Consider the following 23,046-nt stretch of genomic DNA (forward strand, 5'->3'; position numbering starts at 1 on the left):
CGCGGTGCGGGCTGCGGCCAGGGACGCATTAATGCGCTCCCTGCGACGGAATTCCCGCCCGGGGGCGCCGGTTGATGCGTATACTCTGGCTTTGGCCTGCCTGGAGAGAAGATGGATCGACTTGATTGTGACCGGATGTTTGTCGCTGTACTGGAGACGGGCAGCTTTGCCGCTGCGGCGATGCGCCTTGGCGCCAGCAGCGGGCAGGCGTCAAAGCTGGTGTCGCGGCTTGAGCAGTTGCTGGGCGTTCAGCTGCTCAAACGTACCACGCGGGCGCTCTCTCCGACCGATGCGGGCCGCGCTTACTATGAACGCATTAAAACGCTGCTGGATGCGTTTGATGCGCTGGATGACGCTATGCGCGAAAATGCCAGCCTGCCCTCTGGCCGGCTGCGTATCAGCGCGCCTGGCACCTTTGGAACGGCGGTACTGGCACCGGTGCTGGTCGCGTTTGCCCGTCACTATCCGCTAATCGAGCTGGACGTCAGCTTTTCCGATCGCGCTGTCAATATCGTGGATGAAGGGTTCGATCTGGCGGTGCGCATCGGCCACCTTGATGACAGCAGCCTGATCGCCCGGCGACTGGGTGACGTGCCGGTACATATTGCCGCATCGCCGGCCTACCTGCTCCAGCATGGCACGCCACAGCACTGGCGCGATCTCGCCCGACACCAGTGCATCAGCGACACCAACTTTCGCGATCCGTGGAACTGGCCTTTTGTCACGGCTGCAGGCGACAGCGCCACGGTACCCATCCGCGGCCGCCTCTGTTTTTCCAACACCGAAGCGTGCCTGCACGCTGCCGTCGCCGGGCTCGGTATCGCCCGCCTGCCCGGCTTTATCGCCACGCCCGCTCTGCTGCGTCAGGAGATTGTTACGCTGCTGGCGGAGTTTGCGCCGCCGCCCATGGGGCTGTTTGCACTTTACCCCTCTGCCCGTTTTCTGGCGCAGAAAACCCGGCTGCTGATCGACTTTCTGGCCAGCCACTTCCTCCATCAGCCGCCCGCCTGATTACTTCCATTTCGGAAAGAATGAAAGCCGTTTTGCCTGGATTATCATCAGGCCCGCGGCGCGCTACTCTCTGCGCCCTGATTACACAGGAGCAGCGTTATGTTAGTGAATGGCAAATGGAGTGAAGCCTGGCATCCGGTACAGGCCACCGATCGGCAGGGTGGATTTGTACGACAGACCTCGCAGTTTCGTCACTGGATCAGTGCTGATGGCACAACCGAATTTGCCGCAGAGCCGGATCGCTACCATCTCTACGTGGCGCTGATCTGCCCGTGGGCATCGCGTACGCTGATTGCGCGCAGCCTGAAAGGTCTGGAACAGGTGATTACTGTTTCCGTGGTTGAACCGCAGCTGGGCAGCGCCGGCTGGTGCTTTGGCGATTATCCGGGGGCGCAGCGCGACACGCTGAACCAGGCTGAGTATCTGCATGAGCTCTATACCCGCGCCGATGCCGCTTTTACCGGACGCGCCACCGTCCCGGTGCTGTGGGATAAAAAGACGCAGACTATCGTCAATAACGAGTCGGCCGATATTCTGCGCATGCTGAACAGCGGCTTTGGCGATCTGGCTGACGATCGCCTGGATCTCTATCCTGCCGATCTGCGCACGGAGATCGATGCGCTGAATGAAACGATCTACACCCGGTTAAATAATGGCGTTTATCGTACCGGCTTTGCCACTACCCAGGTAAGTTATCAGCAGGCTTTCAGCGACGTTTTTGCGCAGCTGGACGAGCTGGAAGCGCTGCTGAAAGATGGCCGTACCTTTGTGCTGGGCGAACGCCTGACTGAAACCGACATCCGGCTGTTTGTCACGCTGATTCGTTTTGACGCCGCCTACTATGGCCTGTTCAAATGCAACCTGCGTCGTCTGTGCGACTATCCGCTGCTGGATCGCTATCTGAAAAGCGTTCTGGCGGTCTCGGGCATACGACAGACGGTGAACATGGACCATATCAAACAGGGCTACTATTCGATTAACGCTCTGAACCCCAACGGCATCGTGCCCGCCGGGCCGGATATGGCAGCGTACGGTTTTTAAGGAGCAGGCATGGCAAAAGCACTGGTTATTTTTCTGCATGGCGTTGGCAGCAGCGGTGACGATCTGGCGGTGCTCGGTGAGCACTGGAGCGGGCTGCTGCCCGACGTGGCGTTTGCTTCCCCCGACGCGCCCTGGCCATTTGAGCATGCGATGGGCTATCAGTGGTTCAGCCTGACCGGCGTTACGCCGGAGAATCGTCCGGCGCGCGTGCGTGCGGCGCGCGATGCATTTGATGATACGCTGCAGCGCCTGATGGCGCAGCACGGCATGCCGGATGCCTGGGAAAACGTTATTCTGGTCGGCTTCTCGCAGGGATCGATCATGGCGCTGGATGCACTGGCTTCAGGACGCTACCCGCTGGCCGGCGTGGTGGCATTTTCCGGCCGGCTGGCATTCGACGAACCGCTAACCCCGCAGCCCTGCGCTTCCGCGCTGCTGATCCACGGCAAAGCGGATGAGGTGATCCCCTTCAGCGAAACAGCGTCCGCCGTCAGCCGGTTACAGGCGGCAGGCGTTAACGTAACGGCCGCTTTCGAAGCCACCACCGGCCACACCATCTCGCCGCAGGGCGCAAGAGAGGCGGTAACCTATATTGCGCAGTGCCTGCAGGATTAGCGCCAGCAGCGATTCAGCGCCTGCCAGGCGCGCCGTGCGCTCTCTGCCGCCGGCTGCGCTTTCAGCTGGTCATTGAATACTTCAATGCCAACCGGACCAGCATAACCGGCTCGCTGCAGGCGACTGACAAAGCTGGCCACATCAATAATGCCGTCGCCCGGCAGCAGCCGCTGGTGACGCGCATAGTCGCTCAGCGCCTGATTATTCTGCGGCGGCTGTTCAGCCATATCGCACAGCTGGACTTCATAGATACGGCTGGCCGGGATGCCCTCAAGGTGTGACGCGTCACCACCCAGCGCGCAGATATGAAACAGATCCACCACCAGGCCAACATTAGGCAGATCAAGACGCTGCAGGCGCTGCCAGGCAAGCGGCAGCGTATTGTCCACGCTACTCCACGCCATAGGCTCATACATGATGCGCATCTCATGGCGCGCCGCTTCCGCCGCCAGCCAGCGCAGATCGTCATCAATGCGTTCCGGGATGCAATCCTGTCGCGTGGTGGCAGGCGCCTGGATGGTGTCGCAGCCAATCGCACGCGCCAGCCGGATAAACTGCTGCAGCTCCTCACGCTTTTGCTGGCGCTCGCTGTCCGGCGCGCCGGTAAAATCGCGCAGCACCTGCAGATTAGTGAAACGGATCGCGGAGTGCGCTAAGTGCGCCGTCTCCATCTTTTCCACATCCTCGCGCCAGATTTCAGCCTGATCAAACCCTGCATCCTGCGCCGCGCGCAGCTTTGCTGCAGGCTCGCCCTGCAGCAGGACCAGATTAAGAAAAAGTGGATTGCCCGGCATGGTTACGCTCCTTTGCGTCTGAACAGAATCTTCCCTGACGGGTCGCTGACGGGTGCTCAGCCGAGCAGGTTAACCACTGCAAAGCCCGCAAAGGTCATCAGCAGCGAACCCACGACATGCACCAGCACGCTCGACATTGCCCACAGGTATTTACCTGATTGTAGCAGGCTGACAATTTCTGCTGAGAAGGTAGAAAACGTGGTCAGGCCGCCGCACAGACCGGTAACGATCAGCAGTTTCCATGCCGGATCGAGCTGTGGGTAACGCATAAACCACGCCAGAGCGGCGCCAATAATGAAACCGCCCGCCAGGTTGACGATCAGCGTGCCTGGCGGCAAATCAGGAAACAGCGCGTTAAAACGTAGCGAGATAAGCCAGCGCAGAGTGCAGCCAGCAGCTCCGCCGACGATTACGGCACACAGCGACTTCAGCATAATTTGATCTCCGGAATGAAGCGCGCATAACGGCAGCAGGAAACGAAAAACGCCTGACCCGCCGCCCTCTCCGCGCAGGGATAAGCGTATAGTCAGGCGTCATCAGCCGTCTGAAAACAGCGGCGGTTGGATCGGGTGGTACGCCATCACCCGTGCTGAGATAATACGCTATCGCCGGTAAACGATCACCCTGCCGGCAGCAGCGCCGGGTTACGGTCAGACCACCCGGTGACGCAGACGACCGATTTTTTCAATCTCCACTTCAATCTCATCACCCGGGAACATAAACAGCGGTGGCGTACGCTTTTTGCCGACGCCGCCGGGCGATCCGGTAATAATAACGTCTCCCGGCGAGAGTGGGCTAAACGCAGAGATATACTCAATAATTTTCGCCACCGGATGCACCATACTGGCCGTGGTGTCGTTCTGCACTTCGCGCTGGTTAAGCCAGGTTTTGATCGCCAGCTGCTGCGGATCGGGGATCTCATCAGCCGTGGTCATCCACGGGCCAAAGCCGCCGGTCTGCTGCCAGTTTTTTCCGGCGGTAAACCAGGTAAACTGCATATCGCGGACAGTGGCATCCATAAAGCAGCTATAGCCCGCTACATACGCCAGCGCGTCGCTTGCCGGCACCTGCGAGGCGGCTTTGCCGATAATCACAGCCAGCTCGCCCTCGTAGTCAAATTCTGCGGTAGTCGCAGGCTTCAGCAGCGGCTGTTCATGCGCCGCCAGTGAGTCAGCGAAACGGACAAACAGCGTGGGCGCCTCCAGCGTTTCCGCAAACTCTTTACGTTTGTCAGCATAGTTCATGCCGACGCAGAAAACTTTTCCCGGCTGCTCAATGACCGGCAGAAAACGAATGGCACTAAACGCATGATCCGCTGGCAGATGCTCAAATGCGGCCAGATCGCTGATACCGCCGCGCGCCAGCAGGGTTTTCAGATCGGAACAGGCGTCACCCAGGCGCAGCCCAAGATCAACAACACCCTCTTCCTGCACGATGCCATAGCTTTTGCGTGCACAATCAATCAGATAAAAACTGCAAAGCTGCATAACCGCCTCGTTATAATAAGAAATGGCGCGCAGCGTATCAAAAGCCAGCCAGAAATGCGGTATGACCTGCAAAGAAAGTGGTGAGGGTTTGTGTCAGTCTGCGTGCGGGAAAGGACAAAGATGAGAGGTGATAATCATCCTTCAATCCCTGAAGGCGATTATCGAGGGTAACTCTGGACGCTTAAGAAAGCGCGCCCGGCGGTACGTGTTTAAAGGTTGCGACATAGGCGCGAAACACATAACGGAAAAAAGCTTTCATGAAACACCTGACTCAAATATTGTTGAAAAATTACGCGCAAATTATAGCGGCAGCGCGTTTTTCATGCAATTTTATTTGAGCCAGATCACAAAATTAACGTTCAGCTCATCAATCCCAGATGCTCGATCAGAATCGTGCTGCCGATACAGATCAGAACCACGCCCCCCAGCACTTCTGCCCACTTGCCCAGCACCGGGCCGATAAAGCGTCCCACCAGCACACCGGTTGTCGCCATCAGCGTGGTTGCAGCACCAATGGTCAGCGCGGTGAACAGAATATTAACCTGCAGGAAAGCGAGACCGACGCCGACGGCCAGCGCATCAAGGCTGGTGGCAACCGCCGTCAGCGCCAGCACCATAAAGCCGTGCTGCTGCGGCGCTTCGCAGGGCTCATCTGCTGTCTGGCGGAAACCTTCCATAATCATACGGCCGCCCAGTACGCTAAGCAGACCAAAGGCTACCCAGTGATCCCACGCCATAATGTAGTGACTGGCCGCCAGGCCGATTGCCCAGCCGATCAGCGGCGTCAGCATTTCGATGGCACCAAAAATCAGGCCAGTGCGTAAGGCTTCTTTTATTCCCGGACGGTGCAACGACGCACCTTTACCCAGTGCAGCGGCAAAGGCGTCCATTGACATGCCAAAAGCCAGGATCAGGGTTGCGATGAATGTCATGGGTTTTTAGCCAGTTAGCGAACAAATGCGTAAATCCTCTGCTTTGTTCGTATTAATAAGTCAGTCATAAAAAAGTGCGCGCAGTCTAGCATGCAAATACCCCAAAAAAAAGACAACAAAATCAGGGGTTTAAGTATAGCAAAGGCTATAACTCTTAACTGCCGCTATTTTTAACGCTAAGTTGATGGAATCGCAGAAATTTCCTGGCGTCATCTGATTCACAGATTGCACTGCCCGTCCCTTTTATGCGCTAATGCACGCGCAATATTGACAGGAAAAGAGCGATGAAAAACCCTTTCGAAACACTGATTATTCCAAGCGGGATCCTGCTGCTGGGCTTTCTTTCGGCGCTTCTGCTGCCCGCCCCCTCTTTTGGTCTGATATGGGCGCAGCGACTGCAGCAGAGCTTACACCTCCAGGATCTCAACCAGCTCTATACGCTGGTATTTTGCCTGTGGTTTTTGCTGCTTGGCACGCTGGAGTTTTTTGTTATCCGTTTTATCTGGCGTCGCTGGTTTCAGATGCGCTGACCCCTCTCTCAAACGCTTCGCCCGTTAAAATCAGAATCACAGAAATGTAACACTATTTTTACACAAACGGGCGACATATCACGCAACAAAAAATCCCCGTTTCCAGCTCACCATAAATATTTCTTATTATTCAGAATGTTATTTTGTGATACCTGTCACTGTTCAACTTTCAACCTCTGCGACCTCGTCACAATTACATAACATTGATATCTGCATAACCTGCTGATTAGCGGATAAAAATATCTTATAAGCTGCCGCTCAGGCTGATTAATTCTTATGCTGAATCATTTCGGCATTTAAAAAATAAACAAACGTTTAATTCCAATACGAGAATGTTATATTCAGAAGCATATGCATAACGTGTAGTTAACCGTTATCGCCCCATTGGCTTAACCTGAGTCTTAACCCTTTGAGATAGCGCAGCGCGCGTAAGCCGCGCGGCTATTTTGCCTGCCAACCTGTTGAGCTTCAGGTCAACAGAAGAGGAGATGTCGCCTCATGAGCAACACTGCGGTAAACCTGGCGCTGAGCAGCGCTGCAATGGATGGTGCAAAACGTCAGGAACGGAAAGAAGTTGATGTCCTGCTGATTGGCGCAGGCGTGATGAGCGCTACGCTCGGCACCTGGCTGCAGGAGCTGGAGCCAGACTGGTCCATTGAAATGGTTGAGCGTCTGAATGACGTCGCAGTGGAGTCCTCTAACGGCTGGAATAATGCCGGTACCGGTCACGCCGCGCTGGCAGAGCTTAACTACACGCCGCAAAAGGCGGATGGCTCGATCGACATCGCTAAAGCGGTGACCATCAACGAATCTTTCCAGATGTCGCGTCAGTTCTGGGCGTATCACGTGCAGAAAGGCAACCTGCAGGATCCCAAAAGCTTTATCCATACCACGCCACACATGAGTTTTGTCTGGGGTGACGCTAACGTCGACTTCCTGCACAAGCGTTTCCAGGCGCTGCAGAAAAGCACGCTGTTCCGCGGTATGCACTATTCCGAAGATCGCGAGCAGATTGCGCAGTGGATCCCGCTGGTGATGAAAGGACGCGATCCGCAGCAGAAGGTAGCCGCCACCTGGACTGATATGGGTACAGACGTCAACTTTGGTGAAGTGACGCGTCAGCTGATCGCCGCCCTGGAGAAAAAAACGCATTTCCGCCTGCGTATGCGGCAGGAAGTGCGTGACCTGGTGCGCCTGAACGATGGCCGCTGGCAGGTTACGTTGATGAACCTGGATACCAGTGAACAGCGCACCCTGATTACCCGCCAGCTGTTTATCGGTGCCGGCGGTGCGGCGCTGCCGCTGCTGCAGAAGTCAGGCATTCCTGAGGTTAAAGGTTACGCCGGCTTCCCGGTAGGCGGCTCTTTCCTTGTCACTGAAAATCCGGATGTGGTCGCGCAGCATATGGCCAAGGTCTACGGCAAAGCCAGCGTCGGCGCACCGCCTATGTCAGTGCCGCACGTTGATACGCGCGTGCTGGATGGCAAACAGGTGCTGCTGTTTGGCCCGTTCGCCACCTTCTCCACTAAGTTCCTGAAACAGGGTTCGCTGCTGGATATGTTTGGCGCGATGAACACCAGCAACCTGCTGCCGATGATGCAGGTCGGCCTGAAGAGTTTTGACCTGGTGAAATATCTGGTTGATCAGGTGCTGCAGAGCGATGCCGATCGCATGGAGGCGCTGCGTGCCTATGTGCCGCAGGCGAAACAGGAAGACTGGCGCCTGGTCACGGCGGGCCAGCGCGTGCAGATTATTAAAAATGATGAGCTGGAAGGCGGCGTGCTGCGCCTCGGCACTGAAGTGGTGACGTCTGCTGATGGCTCTATTTCTGCGCTGCTGGGCGCCTCACCAGGCGCATCGACCGCGCCACCGATTATGCTGGAGCTGATGGCTAAAGCTTTCCCTGAGCAGATGCGCTCACCGGAGTGGCAGACTAAAATCCGGGCCGTTATTCCGTCCTGGGGCCGCAAGCTCAATGGTGACGTGGCGCTGACCGAGAAAGTACTGGCCGATACCAGTCGCATACTGCAGCTGGAATATGAGCCGGTGATCACCTCGCATGCGGCAAACGACGAAGCGCGGATCACCGCTCACGTGGTCGGCAAATAGCTGACTGCTCAGGTGCGCCGCCCGGCGCACCTGCTCTATATTGCGCTCAGCGCGTCATACCCCATCCAGCCGGTCGTTGCCAGCAGCGATAGCGCCATCAGCGTGTTAAACAGGCGCCGCTTCCAGTGCGTCTGCAGGTACGTCCGCAGCCGATCGCCCAGCGCTGCCCAGAGCAGAATGCAGGGCAGATTGAGCGCGGCAAAACCGGTCAGCACCAGCCAGACGTTGCTGCTGCTGGCGTAAAGCAGCGCAACGTTGGTCACCATCAGCCAGGCCTTGGGATTAACCGCCTGAAAAGCCATGCCGCCCAGCAGCGTCATCGGACGCGGACGGACGCTGGCCTGCGGCGCACCGGCGCGAAAAATTTTCCATGACAGCCACAGCAGATAGCCGCAGCCCGCCAGCGTCAGCGGCAGGCGCACGGCTGCCATCCACGTCAGCAGCAGCTCCAGCGCCACGCTTGCCAGCAGCATCTGCAGCGCGCAGCCGAGTAGTATACCGCCCAGCACTGGCAGCGTGCGACGAAAGCCGAAATTGACCCCTGATGTGGCCAGCAGCAGATTGTTCGGGCCGGGCGTAATAGACATGATGGTGACATAACTGAAAAAGGCGGGATCGAGCATAGACGTTCTCCGGACTGAATAAGCTGACTCCATCGTAATGCCGCCGCCGCAATGGCAACAGAGACAGCAATTCAGTATTGTAATGGGTACAGTCATACTTTCTCTGCTTTGTACCTGTCACTTCCGGAGGCCATTGTGTCCCTCGCCTTTACTGACGATCAACCGCGCTACCAGCAGCTGGCAGCAAAATTTGCCGACGCTATTCATCAGGGTTCGCTGCGGCCGGGCGCCCGCCTGCCCGCCATCCGGCGAGTGGCGCAGTCGCATCAGCTCAGCGTAAATACCGTGCTCAGCGCCTGGCAACTGCTGGAGGATCGCGGCCTGATTGAGGCGCGGCCGCAGTCAGGTTATTACGTTCGCGGCGTATTGCCTGCCGTTACGCTGCAGCCGCAGCCGCCCACCGCAGAGAGTGGCGATCCGGATGCACAGAAGCTGGCGCTGATTGAACAGGTTTTTGCCGCGCAGAATAATCCCGACTACACCAATATTTCGCTGGCCTGTCCGCAGGACAGTGAGCTTTTTCCTTCAGCGAAGCTGGGCCGTATCACCGCCGCGCTGATCCGGCGCCAGGGCGACATTATCGGTCGTTATGCGCTGCCTCCCGGCAGCGAGCGGCTGCGCGAGGAGATCGCCCGGCGCAGCGTGCATACCGGACTGAACCTTACCGCTCAGGCGATTACCCTGACCCACGGCTGCATGGAGGCGCTGCAGCTGGCGCTGCGCGCTGTCACGCAGCCCGGCGACTGTATCGGACTGGAATCCCCCACCTATTTTTTCCTGTTTCCGCTGCTCGTCTCGCTCGGACTGAAAGCGCTGGAGATCCCCACCGATCCGCAGCGCGGTCTTTCGCTGGACGCGCTGGAGATGCTGCTGCAGGAGCAGCGCATTCAGGCGCTGATCGCTATGCCGGGCGCGCAAAACCCGCTGGGCTACGTGATGCCGCTGGAGAACAAAAAACGGCTCGCTGCGCTGATGAATCACTATCGCATTCCGCTGATTGAAGACGGGCTCTACGATGAATTGCAGTTTGACTGGCCGCTGTCACCGCCGGTTAAGGCGTTCGATCGCGATGGCTGGGTGATTTACTGCACCAGCTTTACCAAAACCGTGGCGCCTGATTTTCGTATCGGCTGGACCGCCGCGGGCCGGTTTCATGCCAGCATTGCGCGGCTGAAAGCGGTCTCGTCGATGACTGAATCGCGGCTGCTGAGCGAGACGCTGGCAGAGTTCCTCGCCAGCGGGGGGTACGATCATCACTTGCGCTCGCTGCGCCGGCGCTATGCGGCAAATCTGGATGCGGCGCGGGGCATTCTGGCGCGCCATTTTCCGCAGGGAACACGCGCCACGCTGCCGCGCGGTGGCTTTGTCTTCTGGGTCGAGCTGCCGGGTAAGATTGATACCGTGCTGCTGTTTAATCGTCTGCTGCAGGAGCAGATCTGCGTCACGCCAGGCGCGCTCTACACGCTGAGCGAACGCTACCGGCATGCGCTGCGCCTCTCCTGCTGTTATCCGTTCGACGCGCGTTACACCCGTGCCTTAGCGCGCACGGGTGCTCTGGCGTGCGAGATGAGCGGCATTGCCCCTGCTGCGTCTTAAGGCGTGCCGTTGCGTCCCCAGGTGGTAAATCCGGTGCGCTCGGTCAGCCGCTCATAGTAGGTCTGTATTGCCGGAAAATCGGGGTGATCCAGCGGCGTTTCAAACCAGCGGTTTACGGCCAGTCCAATGGGAATATCCGCCAGGCTGAAGTGACGCCCGGCCACATAGCGGCCCGATTTTTCCAGCTGCTGATTAAGTATCCCCATGGTGTGCGTCCAGCCTTTCACCGCTGCTGCGAGCAGACGGGGATCCTGATGCGCTGGTGAATTTCGTACCAGCGACATAAAGGCGTAGCGCCAGGAGGTGTTAAGCTCGGTAGCCTGCCAGTCGATCCACTGATCCACCGGCGCGCGTAAGCGCGGCTCCTCCGGATAGAGCCATGCACCACCGTAGCTGTTGGCCAGGTAGCGCAGAATAGCGTTGGATTCCCATATCACCAGCCCGTCGTCGATGATGACCGGCACCAGGGCGTTGGGGTTCAGCGCCATAAACTGCGGTGCATGCAGCGACAGACCCTCGTCGCCCCAGGCTTCATGCTTATAGGTGATATTCAGCTCAGCGCAGAGCCACAGCACCTTGCGCACGTTGATTGACGTTTTACGGCCTAAAATTTTTAACATCGCGGACTCCGCCTGCAGAATTATTAATCTATTCATAGCCCTGTTAGCGCGCTTTTACCATGCGCAGGGTATCATTCCACATATTGGCTGACAGAAAAGGAATTGTTATGAGAGTGGCGTTTAAACAGGTGGATGTCTTTACCACAACGGCATTTCGGGGAAATCCGCTGGCCGTGATTATGGATGCAGCGGGATTAGCTGACGAGCAGATGGCAGCGATTGCGCGCTGGACCAATCTGTCAGAGACCACGTTTGTGCTGCCGCCAGAGAGCAGCGCGGCGGACTATCGCATCCGCATTTTTACCCCTTCAGGTGAGCTGCCGTTTGCCGGTCACCCGACGCTGGGTACAGCCCATGCGCTGCTGGAAGCGGGCTGGCCGCGGAAAAACGCTGGCTGTATTGTTCAGGAGTGCGGCGTCGGACTGGTTGAGGTGCGTATCGCCGCCGATGGCGCGCTGGCATTCGCTGCCCCCGCGGCAACCCTGACGCCGTTCAGCGATGCGCTGATGAGCCGCGCGCTTAACAGCGAGGCCTTTGATCTGACGCAGTCGCCTGCCGTAGCGGATATGGGTATTCGCTGGCTGCTGATCCCGCTCAGCAGCGCGCAGGCGGTCGTCGACGTCACGGCTTCCGTGGCCGATCTGCAGCAGCTGCAGCAGCGGGCGGGCGTCAGCGGCGTGCTGATTTTCGGCGCGCTGCCGCCGGGGGAACCGGAGCAGTATGAGGTCCGCGCGCTGTTTGTGGAGAATGGCAGCCTGACTGAAGATCCGGTCACCGGCAGCGCCAACGCCTGTCTGGCTCGCTACCTGGCGGCCCAGGGCCAGACGCGCAGCTACCGGGCGCGCCAGGGCAGCGCGATCCAGCGCAACGGCCGTATTGACGTTACCTATACGGAAGAGGCGATCTGGATCGGCGGCCAGACGGTAACGGTTATCGACGGTACCATCACGCTCTGACGCGCCGCTCTTACGTCAGCAGGCGATCACAATGCCTGACCGCCCGATGCTTCAATGCGCTGGGCGGTGATCCAGCCGCTCTCCTCGCTCAGCAGCATGCAGATAGCGTTCCCGATGTCGTCCGGCAGCCCGACCCGCCCCAGCGCGGTGACGGACGCAATCTGCGCGTTAAGTTCACGCGTATCGCGCACCCGTCCGCCGCCAAAGTCAGTCTCAATGGCGCCCGGTGCCAGAATATTGACGCGAATGCGGCGCGCGCCCAGCTCCTTCGCCTGATAGCGCGTCAGCACCTCCATGGCGCCTTTCATTGCGGCATAGGTTCCGGAGCCAGGCTGCGTGATACGGGTCAGCCCGCTGGAGATATTCAGAATACGGCCGTCGTCGTTCAGCAGCGGCAGCAGCGCCTGGGTCAGAAAAAACGGGCCTTTCAGGTGCACATTGACCAGCGCATCAAACTCCGCCTCAGTGGTATCGGTCAGCAGTTGATAGTGACCATGACCGGCGTTATTCACCAGAAAATCGAACCGGTCGCGCTGCCAGACGCGCTGCAGCGTCTGCGTAAGCTGTTGTGCAAAGGCAGCGAACTGGCTGCTGTCGCCAACGTCCAGCGGCAGCGCAGCCGCCTGCACGCCCAGCGCTTCGATCTCCTCTGCCACTTTCTGCGCTTCATCAGCGTGACTTCGGTAAGTAAACACAATATGCGTGCCGCGTGCGGCCAGTTTCAGGGCTGCATTACGTCCCAGGCCGCGGTTTCCGCCGGTAATCAGCGCTATTTTGTGACTCATAACTCTCTCCTGCTGAAAAAGTGAACTCCTGATAAAGATATTCAAACCAAAGTGATCTATAAACGCAGATAACTGCGCAGCACTGTTTCAATAACAACAACAATCGGTGAACAACATGGATAAAATTCACGCAATGCAGGTTTTTGTACGGGTCGCGGAGATGGGCAGTTTTACCAAGGCTGCTGAAAGTCTGGGTTTACCAAAAGGCAGCGTGTCGCGTCAGCTGCAGGCGCTGGAGAACCAGATGGGCACGCGCCTGCTGCATCGCACCACCCGGCGCGTGCACCTCACCCAGGATGGACTGGTCTATTACGATCGCTGCCTCGATCTGTTGTCGATGATGGAGGATATGGACAGTCTGTTTCAGCATGACCCGGCGACGCTGAGCGGCAAGCTGCGGGTCGATATGTCGGTGGCGATGGCCACCAGCTTTATTCTGCCGCGCCTGCCGGAGTTTCTGCAGCACTATCCCGGCGTTGAGATTGAGCTGAGCAGCAGCGATCGCCAGGTGGATGTGATTCGGGAGGGATTTGACTGCGTGGTGCGCGTGGGCGAGCTGAAAGATTCCGGTCTGATTGCGCGAAAAATTGGCACCTATGCCTTGATCAACTGCGCCAGTCCCGACTACCTTTCCCGCTTTGGCCGTCCGATACGGCTGGAGGAGCTGTCGCAGCACGCCATGGTGCACTATACCCAGCAGCTGGGTCAGCCTGCGCCGGGATTTGAATATTTCGATGGCCGCCAGTGTCACTATGTGCAGACCGGCGGCGTGGTGACGGTAAACAGTACTGAAACCTACCGTGCCGCCTGCCTCGCCGGGCTGGGGATTATTCAGGTGCCGGCAATGGGCGTTCAGCCGCTGCTGGAGTCGGGTCAGCTGGTGGAAGTGCTGCACGCTTTTCCGGCAAAACCGATGCCGATTACGCTGCTCTATCCGCACCGCCGCAACGTGGCGCGCCGCGTGCGGGTGTTTATGGAGTGGCTGAGTCAGGTGCTGCAGGAGTATGTCACCTGACACATCCGCCGCCGCCGTTATTTACGGTATATAATTTCAGTTTCGCAGTGAACAGGATGCCTATCGTCTATGACAGACAAAACAACCCAGCAGTCAGCCGCCGATCCAAAGCCGCTGATCGATATCCACACCGGTAACAAAACCGTGGATGGCTCAATTCGTCGCGTGTCGCGCTTCGCCACGTGGTTTCAGTCTATTCCGGCCGTCGCGCACTTTATCCGGGCGCTGGATCGCTTTAATGACCGGCTGGGCAGCCAGTTTGGCGCGGCGATCACCTACTTCTCCTTTTTATCGCTGATCCCGATTCTGATGGTGTCGTTTGCCGCCGTGGGGTTTGTGCTGGCCTCTAATCAGGATCTGCTGTCAGAGCTGATTAACAAAATTGTCAGCAGCATCAGCGATCCTACGCTCGCCACCACGTTAAAAAATACCGTGAACACTGCGATTCAGCAGCGCGCTACCGTGGGTCTGACCGGTCTGCTGCTGGCACTCTATTCCGGTATCAACTGGATGGGCAACCTGCGCGAAGCGGTTCGCGCGCAGTCGCGCGATGTCTGGGAGCGAACGCCGGATGATAAAGAGGTGTTCTGGAAAAAATATCTGCGCGATCTCTTCTCACTCCTGGGGCTGATGCTGGCGCTGGTGATCACCCTTTCGCTGACGTCGATTGCCGGTGCGGCTCAGGCAGCGATCGTCAGCGCGCTGGGGCTGGATGGCATCGACTGGCTGCGTCCGGTAATGACAATTATTGCCCTCTCCATCTCCGTGCTGGCGAACTATCTGCTGTTCCTGTGGATTTTCTGGATCCTGCCGCGCCATAAGCCGCGTAAAAGAGCGCTGCTGCGCGGTACGCTGCTGGCAGCTATCGGCTTTGAGGTGATTAAATTTGTTATGACGCTGACGCTGCCGAAGCTGGCGACCTCTCCTTCAGGCGCTGCCTTTGGTTCAGTACTCGGCCTGATGGCATTTTTCTACTTCTTTGCCCGCCTGACGCTGTTTTGCGCCGCGTGGATCGCCACGGCGAAATATAAAGGTGATACGGAGATGCCGCAGCCGCGCCAGCCCTCCTGACAACGGGCACAGGGCAACCCCCTGAACAGTAAAACCTGTTTCCTGCTGGTGAATTTTAGCGCTCCCGCCAGCAGGAAACGCCAGCCAGTCACTTTTATTTAGCGGTTTAGCAGCGATTCACGCCAGAAAAACGTTTCCTGCCGCTGCCATTCGCCACCATTCCGGTTAACTCAGACATTATCCTCTTTTTCGCCGAAAATCGTCGTTTTGCGACGCTTTTTGCTCATTGAATGCCGCATACCAGGTGCGTAATATTTCTGGTTTACATTTACAATTAAGAAACATTTATGCAAGCCTCCATCACAGAAACACCTGACGCGCTGCACGACGAAGCGCCGGTCAATTCACGCGGTAAAGTTGTCGTAGCTTCTCTGGTCGGTACGGCTATCGAGTTCTTCGATTTCTATATTTACGCCACCGCAGCGGTTATCGTCTTTCCGCATATTTTCTTTCCTCAGGGGGACGCCACGGTTGCGACGCTGCAGTCGCTGGCAACCTTTGCCATCGCCTTTGTCGCGCGGCCAATCGGCTCAGCGGTGTTTGGCCACTTTGGCGACCGCGTTGGTCGTAAAGCGACGCTGGTCGCTTCACTGCTGACGATGGGCGTCTCAACGGTGCTGATCGGCCTGCTGCCTGGCTATGAAACTATTGGCGTTGCCGCGCCACTGCTGCTGGCGCTGGCGCGCTTCGGTCAGGGGCTGGGACTGGGCGGCGAATGGGGCGGTGCCGCGCTGCTGGCAACCGAGAATGCGCCGGCGAAAAAGCGCGCGCTGTATGGATCGTTCCCCCAACTGGGCGCGCCGATTGGCTTTTTCTTTGCCAATGGTACGTTCCTGCTGCTCTCCTGGCTGCTGACCGACGAGCAGTTTATGCAGTGGGGCTGGCGCGTGCCGTTTATCCTTTCTGCAGTACTGGTGCTGATCGGCCTCTACGTGCGCGTCTCGCTGCATGAGAGTCCGGTTTTTGCCAAAGTGCAGAAGGAGCAGAAGCAGGTGCGTATGCCTATTGGCACGCTGCTGAGCAAACATATGACGGCGACCATACTCGGCACCTTTATCATGCTGGCTACCTACACGCTGTTCTATATCATGACCGTCTATTCGATGAGCTACGGCACCGCCCCGGCGCCGGTCGGACTGGGCTACTCGCGCAACAGTTTCCTGTGGATGCTGATGGTGGCGGTAATCGGATTTGGCGTGATGGTGCCCATTGCCGGTCTGCTGGCCGATCGTTTTGGTCGCCGCAGAACGATGATCACTATTACGCTGATGATTATCGCTTTTGCGCTGATGTTTCCGCTGCTGCTCGGCTCCGGCTCGCAGATTCTGGTGATGGGCTTTCTGCTGCTGGGCCTGAGCATTATGGGCCTGACGTTTGGCCCGATGGGTGCGCTGCTGCCGGAGCTGTTCCCGACCGAAGTGCGCTATACCGGTGCCTCTTTCTCTTATAATTTGTCATCCATTCTGGGAGCGTCCGTAGCACCCTATATCGCCACCTGGCTCAATGCAAACTATGGCCTGCAGGCAGTGGGTTTCTATCTTGCCGCCATGGCGGTGCTGACGCTGATTGCCCTGATCGCCTGTAAAGAGACGCGGCACCAGACGCTGTATGATGCGGCGTAAACGCGTATCCTGATGCAGCATAAAAACCCGGCCAGTCCGGGTTTTTTATTGCGTAATGCCGCGGGACGGTGCGGCGCGGGGTATATCGTACAGGGGCCGCATTTATGCGGCCCTTTGTACCAGGCCGCCATTAATGGCGCCCCTACAGGATATATCTCGTAGGGGCCGCATTTATGCGGCCCGTTGTGCCGGGACGATGCGGCGTTGTGCCAGAGCGCCATTAATGGCGCCCCTACGGGAGGTGTGGCGCAATAAAAAACCCCGGCAGGCCGGGGTTTGATAAGGCTGAAAATTGTCGGTGGGAACTTAGCCAGCTACCGCGATACGTTTCATATCGGTCATGTAGCCACGCAGCTTGCGACCAACGGTTTCAATCGGATGCTGACGAATCGCTTCGTTAACGTCGCGCAGCTGTGCGTTATCAACCTGAGTGCCTTCTGTCGCTTTGCCCAGATCGCCCGGCTGCAGCGTGGTCATAAACTCCTCCAGCAGCGGTACAGCGGCGAATGAGAACAGGTAGTTGCCATACTCAGCGGTATCGGAGATCACCACGTTCATCTCATACAGGCGCTTACGTGCGATGGTGTTAGCAATCAGCGGCAGCTCATGCAGCGACTCATAGTATGCAGACTCTTCAATGATGCCGGCATCTACCATGGTTTCAAACGCCAGCTCAACGCCCGCTTTTACCATCGCGACCATCACCACGCCTTTGTCGTAGTACTCCTGCTCTTCGATTTTGCCCTCAAACTGTGGCGCATTTTCAAACGCCGTTTTACCGGTCTCTTCACGCCAGGTCAGCAGGTTTTTATCATCGTTCGCCCAGTCAGCCATCATACCGGAGGAGAATTCACCCGAGATGATATCATCCATATGCTTCTGGAACAGCGGAGCCATGATCGTTTTCAGCTGCTCAGAAAGCGCATACGCACGGATTTTTGCCGGATTAGACAGGCGATCCATCATCAGCGTAATACCGCCAAACTTCAGTGATTCAGTGATGGTTTCCCAGCCAAACTGGATCAGTTTTTCGGTATAGGCGACATCGTGCCCTTCAGCCACCAGCTTGTCGAAGCAGAGCAGCGAACCCGCCTGCAGCATGCCGCACAGAATGGTCTGCTCACCCATCAGATCCGATTTTACTTCCGCCACAAAGGAGGACTCCAGCACGCCTGCGCGGTCACCGCCGGTAGCCGCAGCCCAGGCTTTCGCGATAGCCATACCTTCGCCTTTCGGATCGTTTTCCGGGTGTACGGCAATAAGCGTCGGAACACCAAAACCACGTTTATACTCTTCACGCACTTCTGTACCCGGGCACTTCGGTGCCACCATCACCACGGTGATGTCTTTGCGGATGGTTTCGCCCACTTCAACAATGTTAAAGCCGTGCGAGTAGCCCAGCGCAGCGCCATCTTTCATCAGGGGCTGAACCGCCTTCACAACAGAGGAGTGCTGTTTGTCTGGCGTCAGGTTAACCACCAGATCCGCCTGTGGGATCAGCTCTTCATAGGTACCGACTTTAAAACCGTTTTCTGTTGCTTTGCGGAACGAGGCGCGCTTTTCTGCAATCGCTTCTGCACGCAGCGCATAGGCTACATCCAGCCCGGAGTCGCGCATATTGAGCCCCTGGTTCAGGCCCTGTGCGCCGCAGCCCACGATCACTACTTTTTTACCTTTCAGGAAGCTGGCGCCATCGGCGAACTCATCGCGCGCCATAAAGCGACATTTGCCCAGCTGCGCTAACTGATTGCGCAGGTTTAATGTGTTGAAGTAGTTAGCCATGGGGTACTCCGCATCAATGTTGTGTTTGCATTATTGTCTGATAGCGGCGCCTGTTTCAGCGCTGCGAATGACCCCATCATATGACAGGAAATCCATTGCTTAAATTGATATATTAACAACGTTACGTTGCAATTTTTGCAATACGAAATGTCAGGAGATCCCGGATGGATTTACGCGATTTAAAACTCTTTCTGCATCTGGCAGAAAGCTGCCATTTTGGCCGTACGGCACGCGCCATGCACGTCAGCCCCTCTACGCTGTCGCGCCAGATCCAGCGGCTGGAAGAGGATGTCGGCCATGCGCTGTTTCTGCGTGATAACCGCACCGTGACGCTGACGGAAGCGGGTGAGCGGCTGCGCCAGTTTGCCCAGCAGACACTGCTGCAGTATCAGCAGCTGCGTCACGTCATGGATCTCAACGGCCCCTCGCTAAGCGGTGAGCTGCGTCTGTTCTGCTCGGTGACTGCCGCTTACAGCCATCTGCCGCCGATTCTCGATCGCTTTCGCGCTGAACATCCGCAGGTGGAGATCAAGCTCACGACCGGCGACGCGGCGGACGCCATTGAGATGGTGCAGTCTGGCGAGGCGGATCTGGCCATCGCCGGCCGGCCGGAGTCGCTGCCCGCCAGCATCGGCTTTACACCGCTGGGGCTGATCCCGCTGGTGCTGATTGCACCCGCGCTGCCCTGCCCGGTACGCAGTCAGGCCACGCAGACGGAGCCCGACTGGTCGCAGATCCCGTTTATTATTCCGGATCAGGGACCGGCGCGGCGCGGCATCGATCTCTGGTTCCGGCGCTATCGTCTCGCTAATCCGCAGATCTACGCTACGGTGGCGGGCCATGAGGCGATTATCTCTATGGTGGCGCTGGGCTGCGGAATTGCGCTGGTGCCGGATGTGGTGCTGGAGAACAGCCCTGAGCCGGTGCGAAACCGGGTGATGACGCTGGAGAACGTGGAGTCAGTGGCGCCGCTGCAGCTGGGCGTTTGCGTACAAAAAAAGCGGCTCGGGGAGCCGCTGATTCATGCATTCTGGCATCTGCTCTGATTACTGGCCGGCGAGAAAGAAACGGAACGCCGGATTATTCGCCTCATCGTGCCACTCGTAACCCAGTGCCGTCAGGTGAGTTTCAAAATCGGGTTCTTTATCATTCACTTCAAATGCCGCCAGCACGCGACCAAAATCGGTGCCGTGGCTGCGGTAGTGGAACAGTGAGATATTCCAGTGCGCGCCCAGCGTCTGCAGAAACTTCAGCAGCGCGCCCGGCGCCTCCGGGAACTCAAAGCTGAACAGCCGCTCGCGCAGCGGTTTTGACGGACGCCCGCCGACCATATAACGCACATGCAGCTTGGCCATCTCATCATCAGAGAGATCCACCACCTGGTAGCCCCCTTCAGTAAGCTGACTGATGATCTCGCCGCGCTCTTCAAGGCCGCGCGTCAGACGCACGCCGACAAAGATGCAGGCGCTGTCCGCATCCGCATAGCGGTAGTTGAACTCCGTGACCGATCGGCCGCCCAGCGTCTGACAGAACGTCAGAAAGCTGCCCTGCTGCTCAGGAATGGTCACCGCCAGCAGCGCTTCCCGCTGCTCTCCCAGCTCGCAGCGTTCGGAAACATAGCGCAGGCCGTGGAAGTTGACGTTGGCGCCCGACAGCACGTGTGCCAGGCGCTCGCCTTTGATGTCGTGCTGCTGGATATACTTTTTCATTCCCGCCAGCGCCAGCGCACCTGAGGGTTCCGCCACGGCCCGCACATCCTCAAACAGATCTTTCATCGCCGCACAGATGGCATCGCTGTCAACGGTGATGATGTCGTCGAGATACTCCTGGCAGAGCCGGAAAGTTTCGCTGCCGATACGTTTCACCGCCACGCCCTCGGCAAACAGCCCGACGCGCGGCAGATCCACCGGCTCGCCCGCCGTCAGCGCAGCTTTCAGGCAGGCGGAGTCTTCAGACTCCACCGCGATGACTTTGATCTGCGGCATCAGCTGTTTAATCAGCACCGCCACGCCGGCTGCCAGCCCGCCGCCGCCAACCGGAACAAATACGCGATCAAGATGCGCATCCTGCTGCAGCAGCTCCATCGCCAGCGTGCCCTGCCCGGCAATCACCGCCGGATGGTCAAACGGCGGCACAAAGGTGTACCCCTGCTGCTGCGCCAGCTCAATCGCTTTGGCTTTCGCCTCATCGAAATTTGCGCCAAACAGAAAGGCTTCGCCGCCAAACGCCCGCACCGCATCGACTTTGATATCCGCCGTGGTGACCGGCATGACAATCAGCGATTTAATTCCCAGCGTGCTGGCTGAGAGTGCAACCCCCTGCGCGTGGTTACCGGCAGAAGCGGTCACCACGCCGCGCGCTTTCTGCTCTTCGTTTAATCCGGCGATCATCGCATAGGCACCGCGCAGCTTGAAGCTGTGCACCGGCTGCCGATCTTCACGTTTCACCAGAACGGTGTTGCCGAGCCTTGATGAGAGTTTCTCCATCTTCTGCAGCGGCGTTACCTGCGCAATTTCATAAACCGGCGCACGCAGAATGGCACGCAGGTATTCCGCGCCGCCAGGCGACGCAGACAGGGGTTGAGACTCAGCCATACCATCAGCCTCCCAGCTTCGACTTGTCGCGCACTGCGCCTTTATCCGCGCTGGTCGCCAGTGAGGCGTAAGCACGCAGCGCAAAAGAGACCTGACGTTCGCGGTTGTGCGGCGTCCAGGCGGCTTCTCCGCGCGCAGCTTCTTCTTCACGACGGGCGTGCAGCTCATTATCCGGTACCGCCAGCTTAATGCCGCGATTCGGGATATCGATCTCAATCAGATCGCCATCTTTTACCAGCGCAATGGTGCCGCCGCTTGCCGCTTCCGGCGAGGCGTGGCCGATAGAGAGGCCGGAGGTGCCGCCAGAGAAGCGCCCGTCGGTGATCAGCGCGCAGCTTTTGCCAAGGCCCATCGACTTCAGATAGGTCGTCGGATAAAGCATCTCCTGCATGCCCGGCCCCCCTTTTGGCCCTTCGTAGCGAATGACGACGACATCACCGGCCACCACTTTACCGCCCAGGATCGCTTCAACGGCATCATCCTGGCTTTCATAGACTTTAGCCGGCCCTTTAAAGGTCAGGATCTCTTTATCGACGCCCGCCGTTTTAACGATACAGCCATCTTCTGCCAGGTTACCGTACAGAACCGCCAGGCCGCCATCCTGTGAGTAGGCGTGTTCGCGCGTACGGATACAGCCCTCAGCGCGATCGTCATCCAGCGTGTCCCAGCGACAGCTTTGCGAGAAAGCCTGCGTGGTGCGGATGCCCGCCGGACCGGCGCGGAACATATCTTTTACGGCCTGGTCCTGCGTCAGCATGATGTCGTACTGATCCAGCGTTTCACGCATCGTCTGCTGCAGAATATTGCGCGCGCTGGTGTCAATCAGGCCAGCCCGATCCAGCTCGCCAAGAATACCGATTACGCCGCCGGCGCGGTGCACATCTTCCATATGATATTTCGGAGTGCTGGGCGCCACTTTACACAGCTGCGGTACTTTACGTGACAGGCGGTCGATATCGGAGATATTGAAGTCGATCTCGCCCTCCTGCGCCGCCGCCAGCAGATGCAGTACGGTATTGGTGGAGCCGCCCATGGCGATATCCAGCGTCATGGCGTTCTCAAATGCTGCTTTGGTCGCGATATTACGCGGCAGCATATTGGCGTCATCCTGCTCGTAGTAGCGTTTGGTCAGGCTCACAATGCGTTTACCGGCATTGATGAACAGCGCTTTACGATCGGCGTGGGTGGCCAGCAGCGAGCCGTTGCCCGGCTGTGACAGGCCCAGCGCTTCTGTCAGGCAGTTCATGGAGTTAGCGGTAAACATTCCGGAGCAGGAGCCGCAGGTTGGGCAGGCTGAGCGCTCAATCTGCTCACTGTCGGCGTCGCTGACGTTGGGGTTCGCCCCCTGAATCATCGCATCTACCAGATCCAGCTTGATGATCTGGTCGGAGAGTTTGGTTTTCCCCGCTTCCATCGGGCCGCCGGAGACAAAGATCACCGGAATGTTGAGGCGCAGTGCCGCCATCAGCATGCCCGGGGTGATTTTGTCGCAGTTGGAGATACAGACCATCGCATCCGCGCAGTGGGCGTTGACCATATACTCTACGGAGTCGGCGATCAGCTCACGTGACGGAAGTGAATACAGCATGCCGCCATGTCCCATGGCGATACCATCATCGACCGCGATGGTGTTGAACTCTTTTGCCACACCGCCCGCTGCTTCAATCTGCTCTGCAACCAGCTTGCCGAGGTCGCGCAGATGCACGTGCCCTGGTACAAACTGTGTGAATGAGTTCACTACCGCAATAATTGGCTTGCCGAAATCATCATCGGTCATTCCGGTGGCGCGCCACAGGGCACGGGCACCTGCCATATTACGGCCGTGGGTGGTGGTGGCTGAACGGTACTTAGGCATGCTCTATT

Annotated in this window: 21 protein-coding genes and 1 riboswitch; of the genes, 11 read left to right on the plus strand and 10 right to left on the minus strand. The window is 58.0% G+C overall.

Features of this window, described 5'->3' with window-relative positions; all coding sequences use genetic code 11:
• Nucleotides 1–111: 111 nt before the first annotated feature.
• The 3 genes from HA43_RS15125 (at nucleotide 112) to HA43_RS15135 (ending at nucleotide 2,667) form a co-directional block, all read left to right on the plus strand.
• The gene (locus tag HA43_RS15125; RefSeq protein ID WP_094112039.1) at nucleotides 112–1,011 is read left to right on the plus strand and encodes a LysR family transcriptional regulator; all 900 of its coding nucleotides are present in this window, start codon (nucleotides 112–114) and stop codon (nucleotides 1,009–1,011) included.
• 99 nt (nucleotides 1,012–1,110) lie between these two features.
• Nucleotides 1,111–2,052, plus strand: a complete 942-nt coding sequence (locus HA43_RS15130; RefSeq protein ID WP_094112040.1) for a glutathione S-transferase family protein — start codon at nucleotides 1,111–1,113, stop codon at nucleotides 2,050–2,052.
• Between the two features lie 9 nt (nucleotides 2,053–2,061).
• The gene (locus HA43_RS15135; RefSeq protein ID WP_094112041.1) at nucleotides 2,062–2,667 is read left to right on the plus strand and encodes an alpha/beta hydrolase; all 606 of its coding nucleotides are present in this window, start codon (nucleotides 2,062–2,064) and stop codon (nucleotides 2,665–2,667) included.
• Here the strand turns inward: HA43_RS15135 and HA43_RS15140 are convergent.
• The 4 genes from HA43_RS15140 to mntP all read right to left on the minus strand — a co-directional run bounded on the left by HA43_RS15140 (nucleotide 2,664) and on the right by mntP (nucleotide 5,880).
• Nucleotides 2,664–3,461: a sugar phosphate isomerase/epimerase family protein gene (locus tag HA43_RS15140; RefSeq protein ID WP_071669260.1), complete on the minus strand. Its 798-nt coding sequence runs from the start codon at nucleotides 3,459–3,461 to the stop codon at nucleotides 2,664–2,666. The two genes, HA43_RS15135 and HA43_RS15140, sit on opposite strands and share 4 nt — an antisense overlap.
• 56 nt (nucleotides 3,462–3,517) lie before the next feature.
• The gene (crcB, locus tag HA43_RS15145) at nucleotides 3,518–3,895 is read right to left on the minus strand and encodes a fluoride efflux transporter CrcB (protein ID WP_094112042.1); all 378 of its coding nucleotides are present in this window, start codon (nucleotides 3,893–3,895) and stop codon (nucleotides 3,518–3,520) included.
• An 86-nt stretch (nucleotides 3,896–3,981) separates the two neighbouring features.
• Nucleotides 3,982–4,055, minus strand: a riboswitch (Fluoride riboswitch).
• Nucleotides 4,056–4,111: 56 nt separating this feature from the next.
• Nucleotides 4,112–4,948, minus strand: a complete 837-nt coding sequence (locus tag HA43_RS15150) for a fumarylacetoacetate hydrolase family protein (protein ID WP_094112053.1) — start codon at nucleotides 4,946–4,948, stop codon at nucleotides 4,112–4,114.
• 359 nt (nucleotides 4,949–5,307) lie between these two features.
• The gene (gene mntP, locus HA43_RS15155) at nucleotides 5,308–5,880 is read right to left on the minus strand and encodes a manganese efflux pump MntP (RefSeq protein ID WP_039381085.1); all 573 of its coding nucleotides are present in this window, start codon (nucleotides 5,878–5,880) and stop codon (nucleotides 5,308–5,310) included.
• A gap of 284 nt (nucleotides 5,881–6,164) precedes the next feature.
• Here mntP and HA43_RS15160 point away from each other — a divergent pair, with 284 nt between their 5' ends.
• Both HA43_RS15160 and mqo read left to right on the plus strand, forming a co-directional pair.
• On the plus strand, nucleotides 6,165–6,410 hold the full coding sequence (locus tag HA43_RS15160; protein WP_094112043.1) for a DUF1158 domain-containing protein: 246 nt from the start codon (nucleotides 6,165–6,167) through the stop codon (nucleotides 6,408–6,410).
• Between the two features lie 498 nt (nucleotides 6,411–6,908).
• Nucleotides 6,909–8,519, plus strand: coding sequence for a malate dehydrogenase (quinone) (gene mqo, locus HA43_RS15165; protein WP_094112044.1), 1,611 nt, complete (start codon nucleotides 6,909–6,911; stop codon nucleotides 8,517–8,519).
• A 35-nt stretch (nucleotides 8,520–8,554) separates the two neighbouring features.
• On the opposite strand, the gene HA43_RS15170 is transcribed toward mqo, so the two are convergent.
• Complete coding sequence (locus HA43_RS15170; RefSeq protein WP_039381094.1) at nucleotides 8,555–9,142, minus strand: LysE family translocator; 588 nt, start codon at nucleotides 9,140–9,142, stop codon at nucleotides 8,555–8,557.
• 135 nt (nucleotides 9,143–9,277) lie between these two features.
• Here HA43_RS15170 and HA43_RS15175 point away from each other — a divergent pair, with 135 nt between their 5' ends.
• A complete protein-coding gene (locus HA43_RS15175; RefSeq protein ID WP_094112045.1) occupies nucleotides 9,278–10,738 on the plus strand; it encodes an aminotransferase-like domain-containing protein in 1,461 nt (486 codons plus the stop codon).
• Here the strand turns inward: HA43_RS15175 and HA43_RS15180 are convergent.
• Nucleotides 10,735–11,358, minus strand: a complete 624-nt coding sequence (locus HA43_RS15180; protein ID WP_094112046.1) for a glutathione S-transferase family protein — start codon at nucleotides 11,356–11,358, stop codon at nucleotides 10,735–10,737. The two genes, HA43_RS15175 and HA43_RS15180, sit on opposite strands and share 4 nt — an antisense overlap.
• A 107-nt stretch (nucleotides 11,359–11,465) precedes the next feature.
• On the opposite strand from HA43_RS15180, the gene HA43_RS15185 reads away from it, so the two are divergent.
• Nucleotides 11,466–12,314, plus strand: coding sequence for a PhzF family phenazine biosynthesis protein (locus HA43_RS15185; protein WP_094112047.1), 849 nt, complete (start codon nucleotides 11,466–11,468; stop codon nucleotides 12,312–12,314).
• A gap of 26 nt (nucleotides 12,315–12,340) precedes the next feature.
• On the opposite strand, the gene HA43_RS15190 is transcribed toward HA43_RS15185, so the two are convergent.
• Nucleotides 12,341–13,099, minus strand: a complete 759-nt coding sequence (locus HA43_RS15190; RefSeq protein WP_094112048.1) for an SDR family NAD(P)-dependent oxidoreductase — start codon at nucleotides 13,097–13,099, stop codon at nucleotides 12,341–12,343.
• A 115-nt stretch (nucleotides 13,100–13,214) separates the two neighbouring features.
• Between HA43_RS15190 and HA43_RS15195 the strand changes: the two genes are divergently transcribed.
• From HA43_RS15195 to HA43_RS15205, 3 genes are all read left to right on the plus strand, one after another.
• Nucleotides 13,215–14,114 (plus strand): LysR family transcriptional regulator, encoded by a 900-nt coding sequence (locus HA43_RS15195; RefSeq protein ID WP_094112049.1) that lies wholly within the window; start codon nucleotides 13,215–13,217, stop codon nucleotides 14,112–14,114.
• Between the two features lie 69 nt (nucleotides 14,115–14,183).
• A complete protein-coding gene (gene yhjD, locus HA43_RS15200; RefSeq protein WP_094112050.1) occupies nucleotides 14,184–15,185 on the plus strand; it encodes an inner membrane protein YhjD in 1,002 nt (333 codons plus the stop codon).
• 287 nt (nucleotides 15,186–15,472) lie between these two features.
• On the plus strand, nucleotides 15,473–16,807 hold the full coding sequence (locus HA43_RS15205; RefSeq protein WP_039381113.1) for an MFS transporter: 1,335 nt from the start codon (nucleotides 15,473–15,475) through the stop codon (nucleotides 16,805–16,807).
• Between the two features lie 306 nt (nucleotides 16,808–17,113).
• On the opposite strand, the gene ilvC is transcribed toward HA43_RS15205, so the two are convergent.
• Nucleotides 17,114–18,589 (minus strand): ketol-acid reductoisomerase, encoded by a 1,476-nt coding sequence (gene ilvC, locus HA43_RS15210; protein ID WP_094112051.1) that lies wholly within the window; start codon nucleotides 18,587–18,589, stop codon nucleotides 17,114–17,116.
• A 164-nt stretch (nucleotides 18,590–18,753) separates the two neighbouring features.
• On the opposite strand from ilvC, the gene ilvY reads away from it, so the two are divergent.
• Nucleotides 18,754–19,635 carry an HTH-type transcriptional activator IlvY gene (gene ilvY, locus HA43_RS15215; protein WP_039381119.1) on the plus strand — a complete coding sequence of 294 codons (882 nt, stop codon included), beginning with the start codon at nucleotides 18,754–18,756 and terminating at the stop codon, nucleotides 19,633–19,635.
• Here the strand turns inward: ilvY and ilvA are convergent, their stop codons facing one another.
• On the minus strand, nucleotides 19,636–21,183 hold the full coding sequence (ilvA, locus tag HA43_RS15220; RefSeq protein WP_071669255.1) for a threonine ammonia-lyase, biosynthetic: 1,548 nt from the start codon (nucleotides 21,181–21,183) through the stop codon (nucleotides 19,636–19,638). It abuts the gene before it with no gap.
• Nucleotides 21,184–21,187: 4 nt separating this feature from the next.
• On the minus strand, nucleotides 21,188–23,038 hold the full coding sequence (ilvD, locus tag HA43_RS15225) for a dihydroxy-acid dehydratase (protein ID WP_039381124.1): 1,851 nt from the start codon (nucleotides 23,036–23,038) through the stop codon (nucleotides 21,188–21,190).
• Between the last annotated feature and the right edge of the window lie 8 nt (nucleotides 23,039–23,046).

Origin of the sequence: Pantoea eucrina, assembly GCF_002095385.1 — a bacterium.
GTDB lineage: Bacteria > Pseudomonadota > Gammaproteobacteria > Enterobacterales > Enterobacteriaceae > Pantoea > Pantoea eucrina.

Coding starts and splice junctions, on each gene's coding strand:
- HA43_RS15125 (WP_094112039.1), top strand. CDS start 112: ATGGATCGACTTGATTGTGACCGGATGTTTGTCGCTGTACTGGAGACG.
- HA43_RS15130 (WP_094112040.1), top strand. CDS start 1,111: ATGTTAGTGAATGGCAAATGGAGTGAAGCCTGGCATCCGGTACAGGCC.
- HA43_RS15135 (WP_094112041.1), top strand. CDS start 2,062: ATGGCAAAAGCACTGGTTATTTTTCTGCATGGCGTTGGCAGCAGCGGT.
- HA43_RS15140 (WP_071669260.1), bottom strand. CDS start 3,461: ATGCCGGGCAATCCACTTTTTCTTAATCTGGTCCTGCTGCAGGGCGAG.
- crcB (WP_094112042.1), bottom strand. CDS start 3,895: ATGCTGAAGTCGCTGTGTGCCGTAATCGTCGGCGGAGCTGCTGGCTGC.
- HA43_RS15150 (WP_094112053.1), bottom strand. CDS start 4,948: ATGCAGCTTTGCAGTTTTTATCTGATTGATTGTGCACGCAAAAGCTAT.
- mntP (WP_039381085.1), bottom strand. CDS start 5,880: ATGACATTCATCGCAACCCTGATCCTGGCTTTTGGCATGTCAATGGAC.
- HA43_RS15160 (WP_094112043.1), top strand. CDS start 6,165: ATGAAAAACCCTTTCGAAACACTGATTATTCCAAGCGGGATCCTGCTG.
- mqo (WP_094112044.1), top strand. CDS start 6,909: ATGAGCAACACTGCGGTAAACCTGGCGCTGAGCAGCGCTGCAATGGAT.
- HA43_RS15170 (WP_039381094.1), bottom strand. CDS start 9,142: ATGCTCGATCCCGCCTTTTTCAGTTATGTCACCATCATGTCTATTACG.
- HA43_RS15180 (WP_094112046.1), bottom strand. CDS start 11,358: ATGTTAAAAATTTTAGGCCGTAAAACGTCAATCAACGTGCGCAAGGTG.
- HA43_RS15185 (WP_094112047.1), top strand. CDS start 11,466: ATGAGAGTGGCGTTTAAACAGGTGGATGTCTTTACCACAACGGCATTT.
- HA43_RS15190 (WP_094112048.1), bottom strand. CDS start 13,099: ATGAGTCACAAAATAGCGCTGATTACCGGCGGAAACCGCGGCCTGGGA.
- HA43_RS15195 (WP_094112049.1), top strand. CDS start 13,215: ATGGATAAAATTCACGCAATGCAGGTTTTTGTACGGGTCGCGGAGATG.
- yhjD (WP_094112050.1), top strand. CDS start 14,184: ATGACAGACAAAACAACCCAGCAGTCAGCCGCCGATCCAAAGCCGCTG.
- HA43_RS15205 (WP_039381113.1), top strand. CDS start 15,473: ATGCAAGCCTCCATCACAGAAACACCTGACGCGCTGCACGACGAAGCG.
- ilvC (WP_094112051.1), bottom strand. CDS start 18,589: ATGGCTAACTACTTCAACACATTAAACCTGCGCAATCAGTTAGCGCAG.
- ilvY (WP_039381119.1), top strand. CDS start 18,754: ATGGATTTACGCGATTTAAAACTCTTTCTGCATCTGGCAGAAAGCTGC.
- ilvA (WP_071669255.1), bottom strand. CDS start 21,183: ATGGCTGAGTCTCAACCCCTGTCTGCGTCGCCTGGCGGCGCGGAATAC.
- ilvD (WP_039381124.1), bottom strand. CDS start 23,038: ATGCCTAAGTACCGTTCAGCCACCACCACCCACGGCCGTAATATGGCA.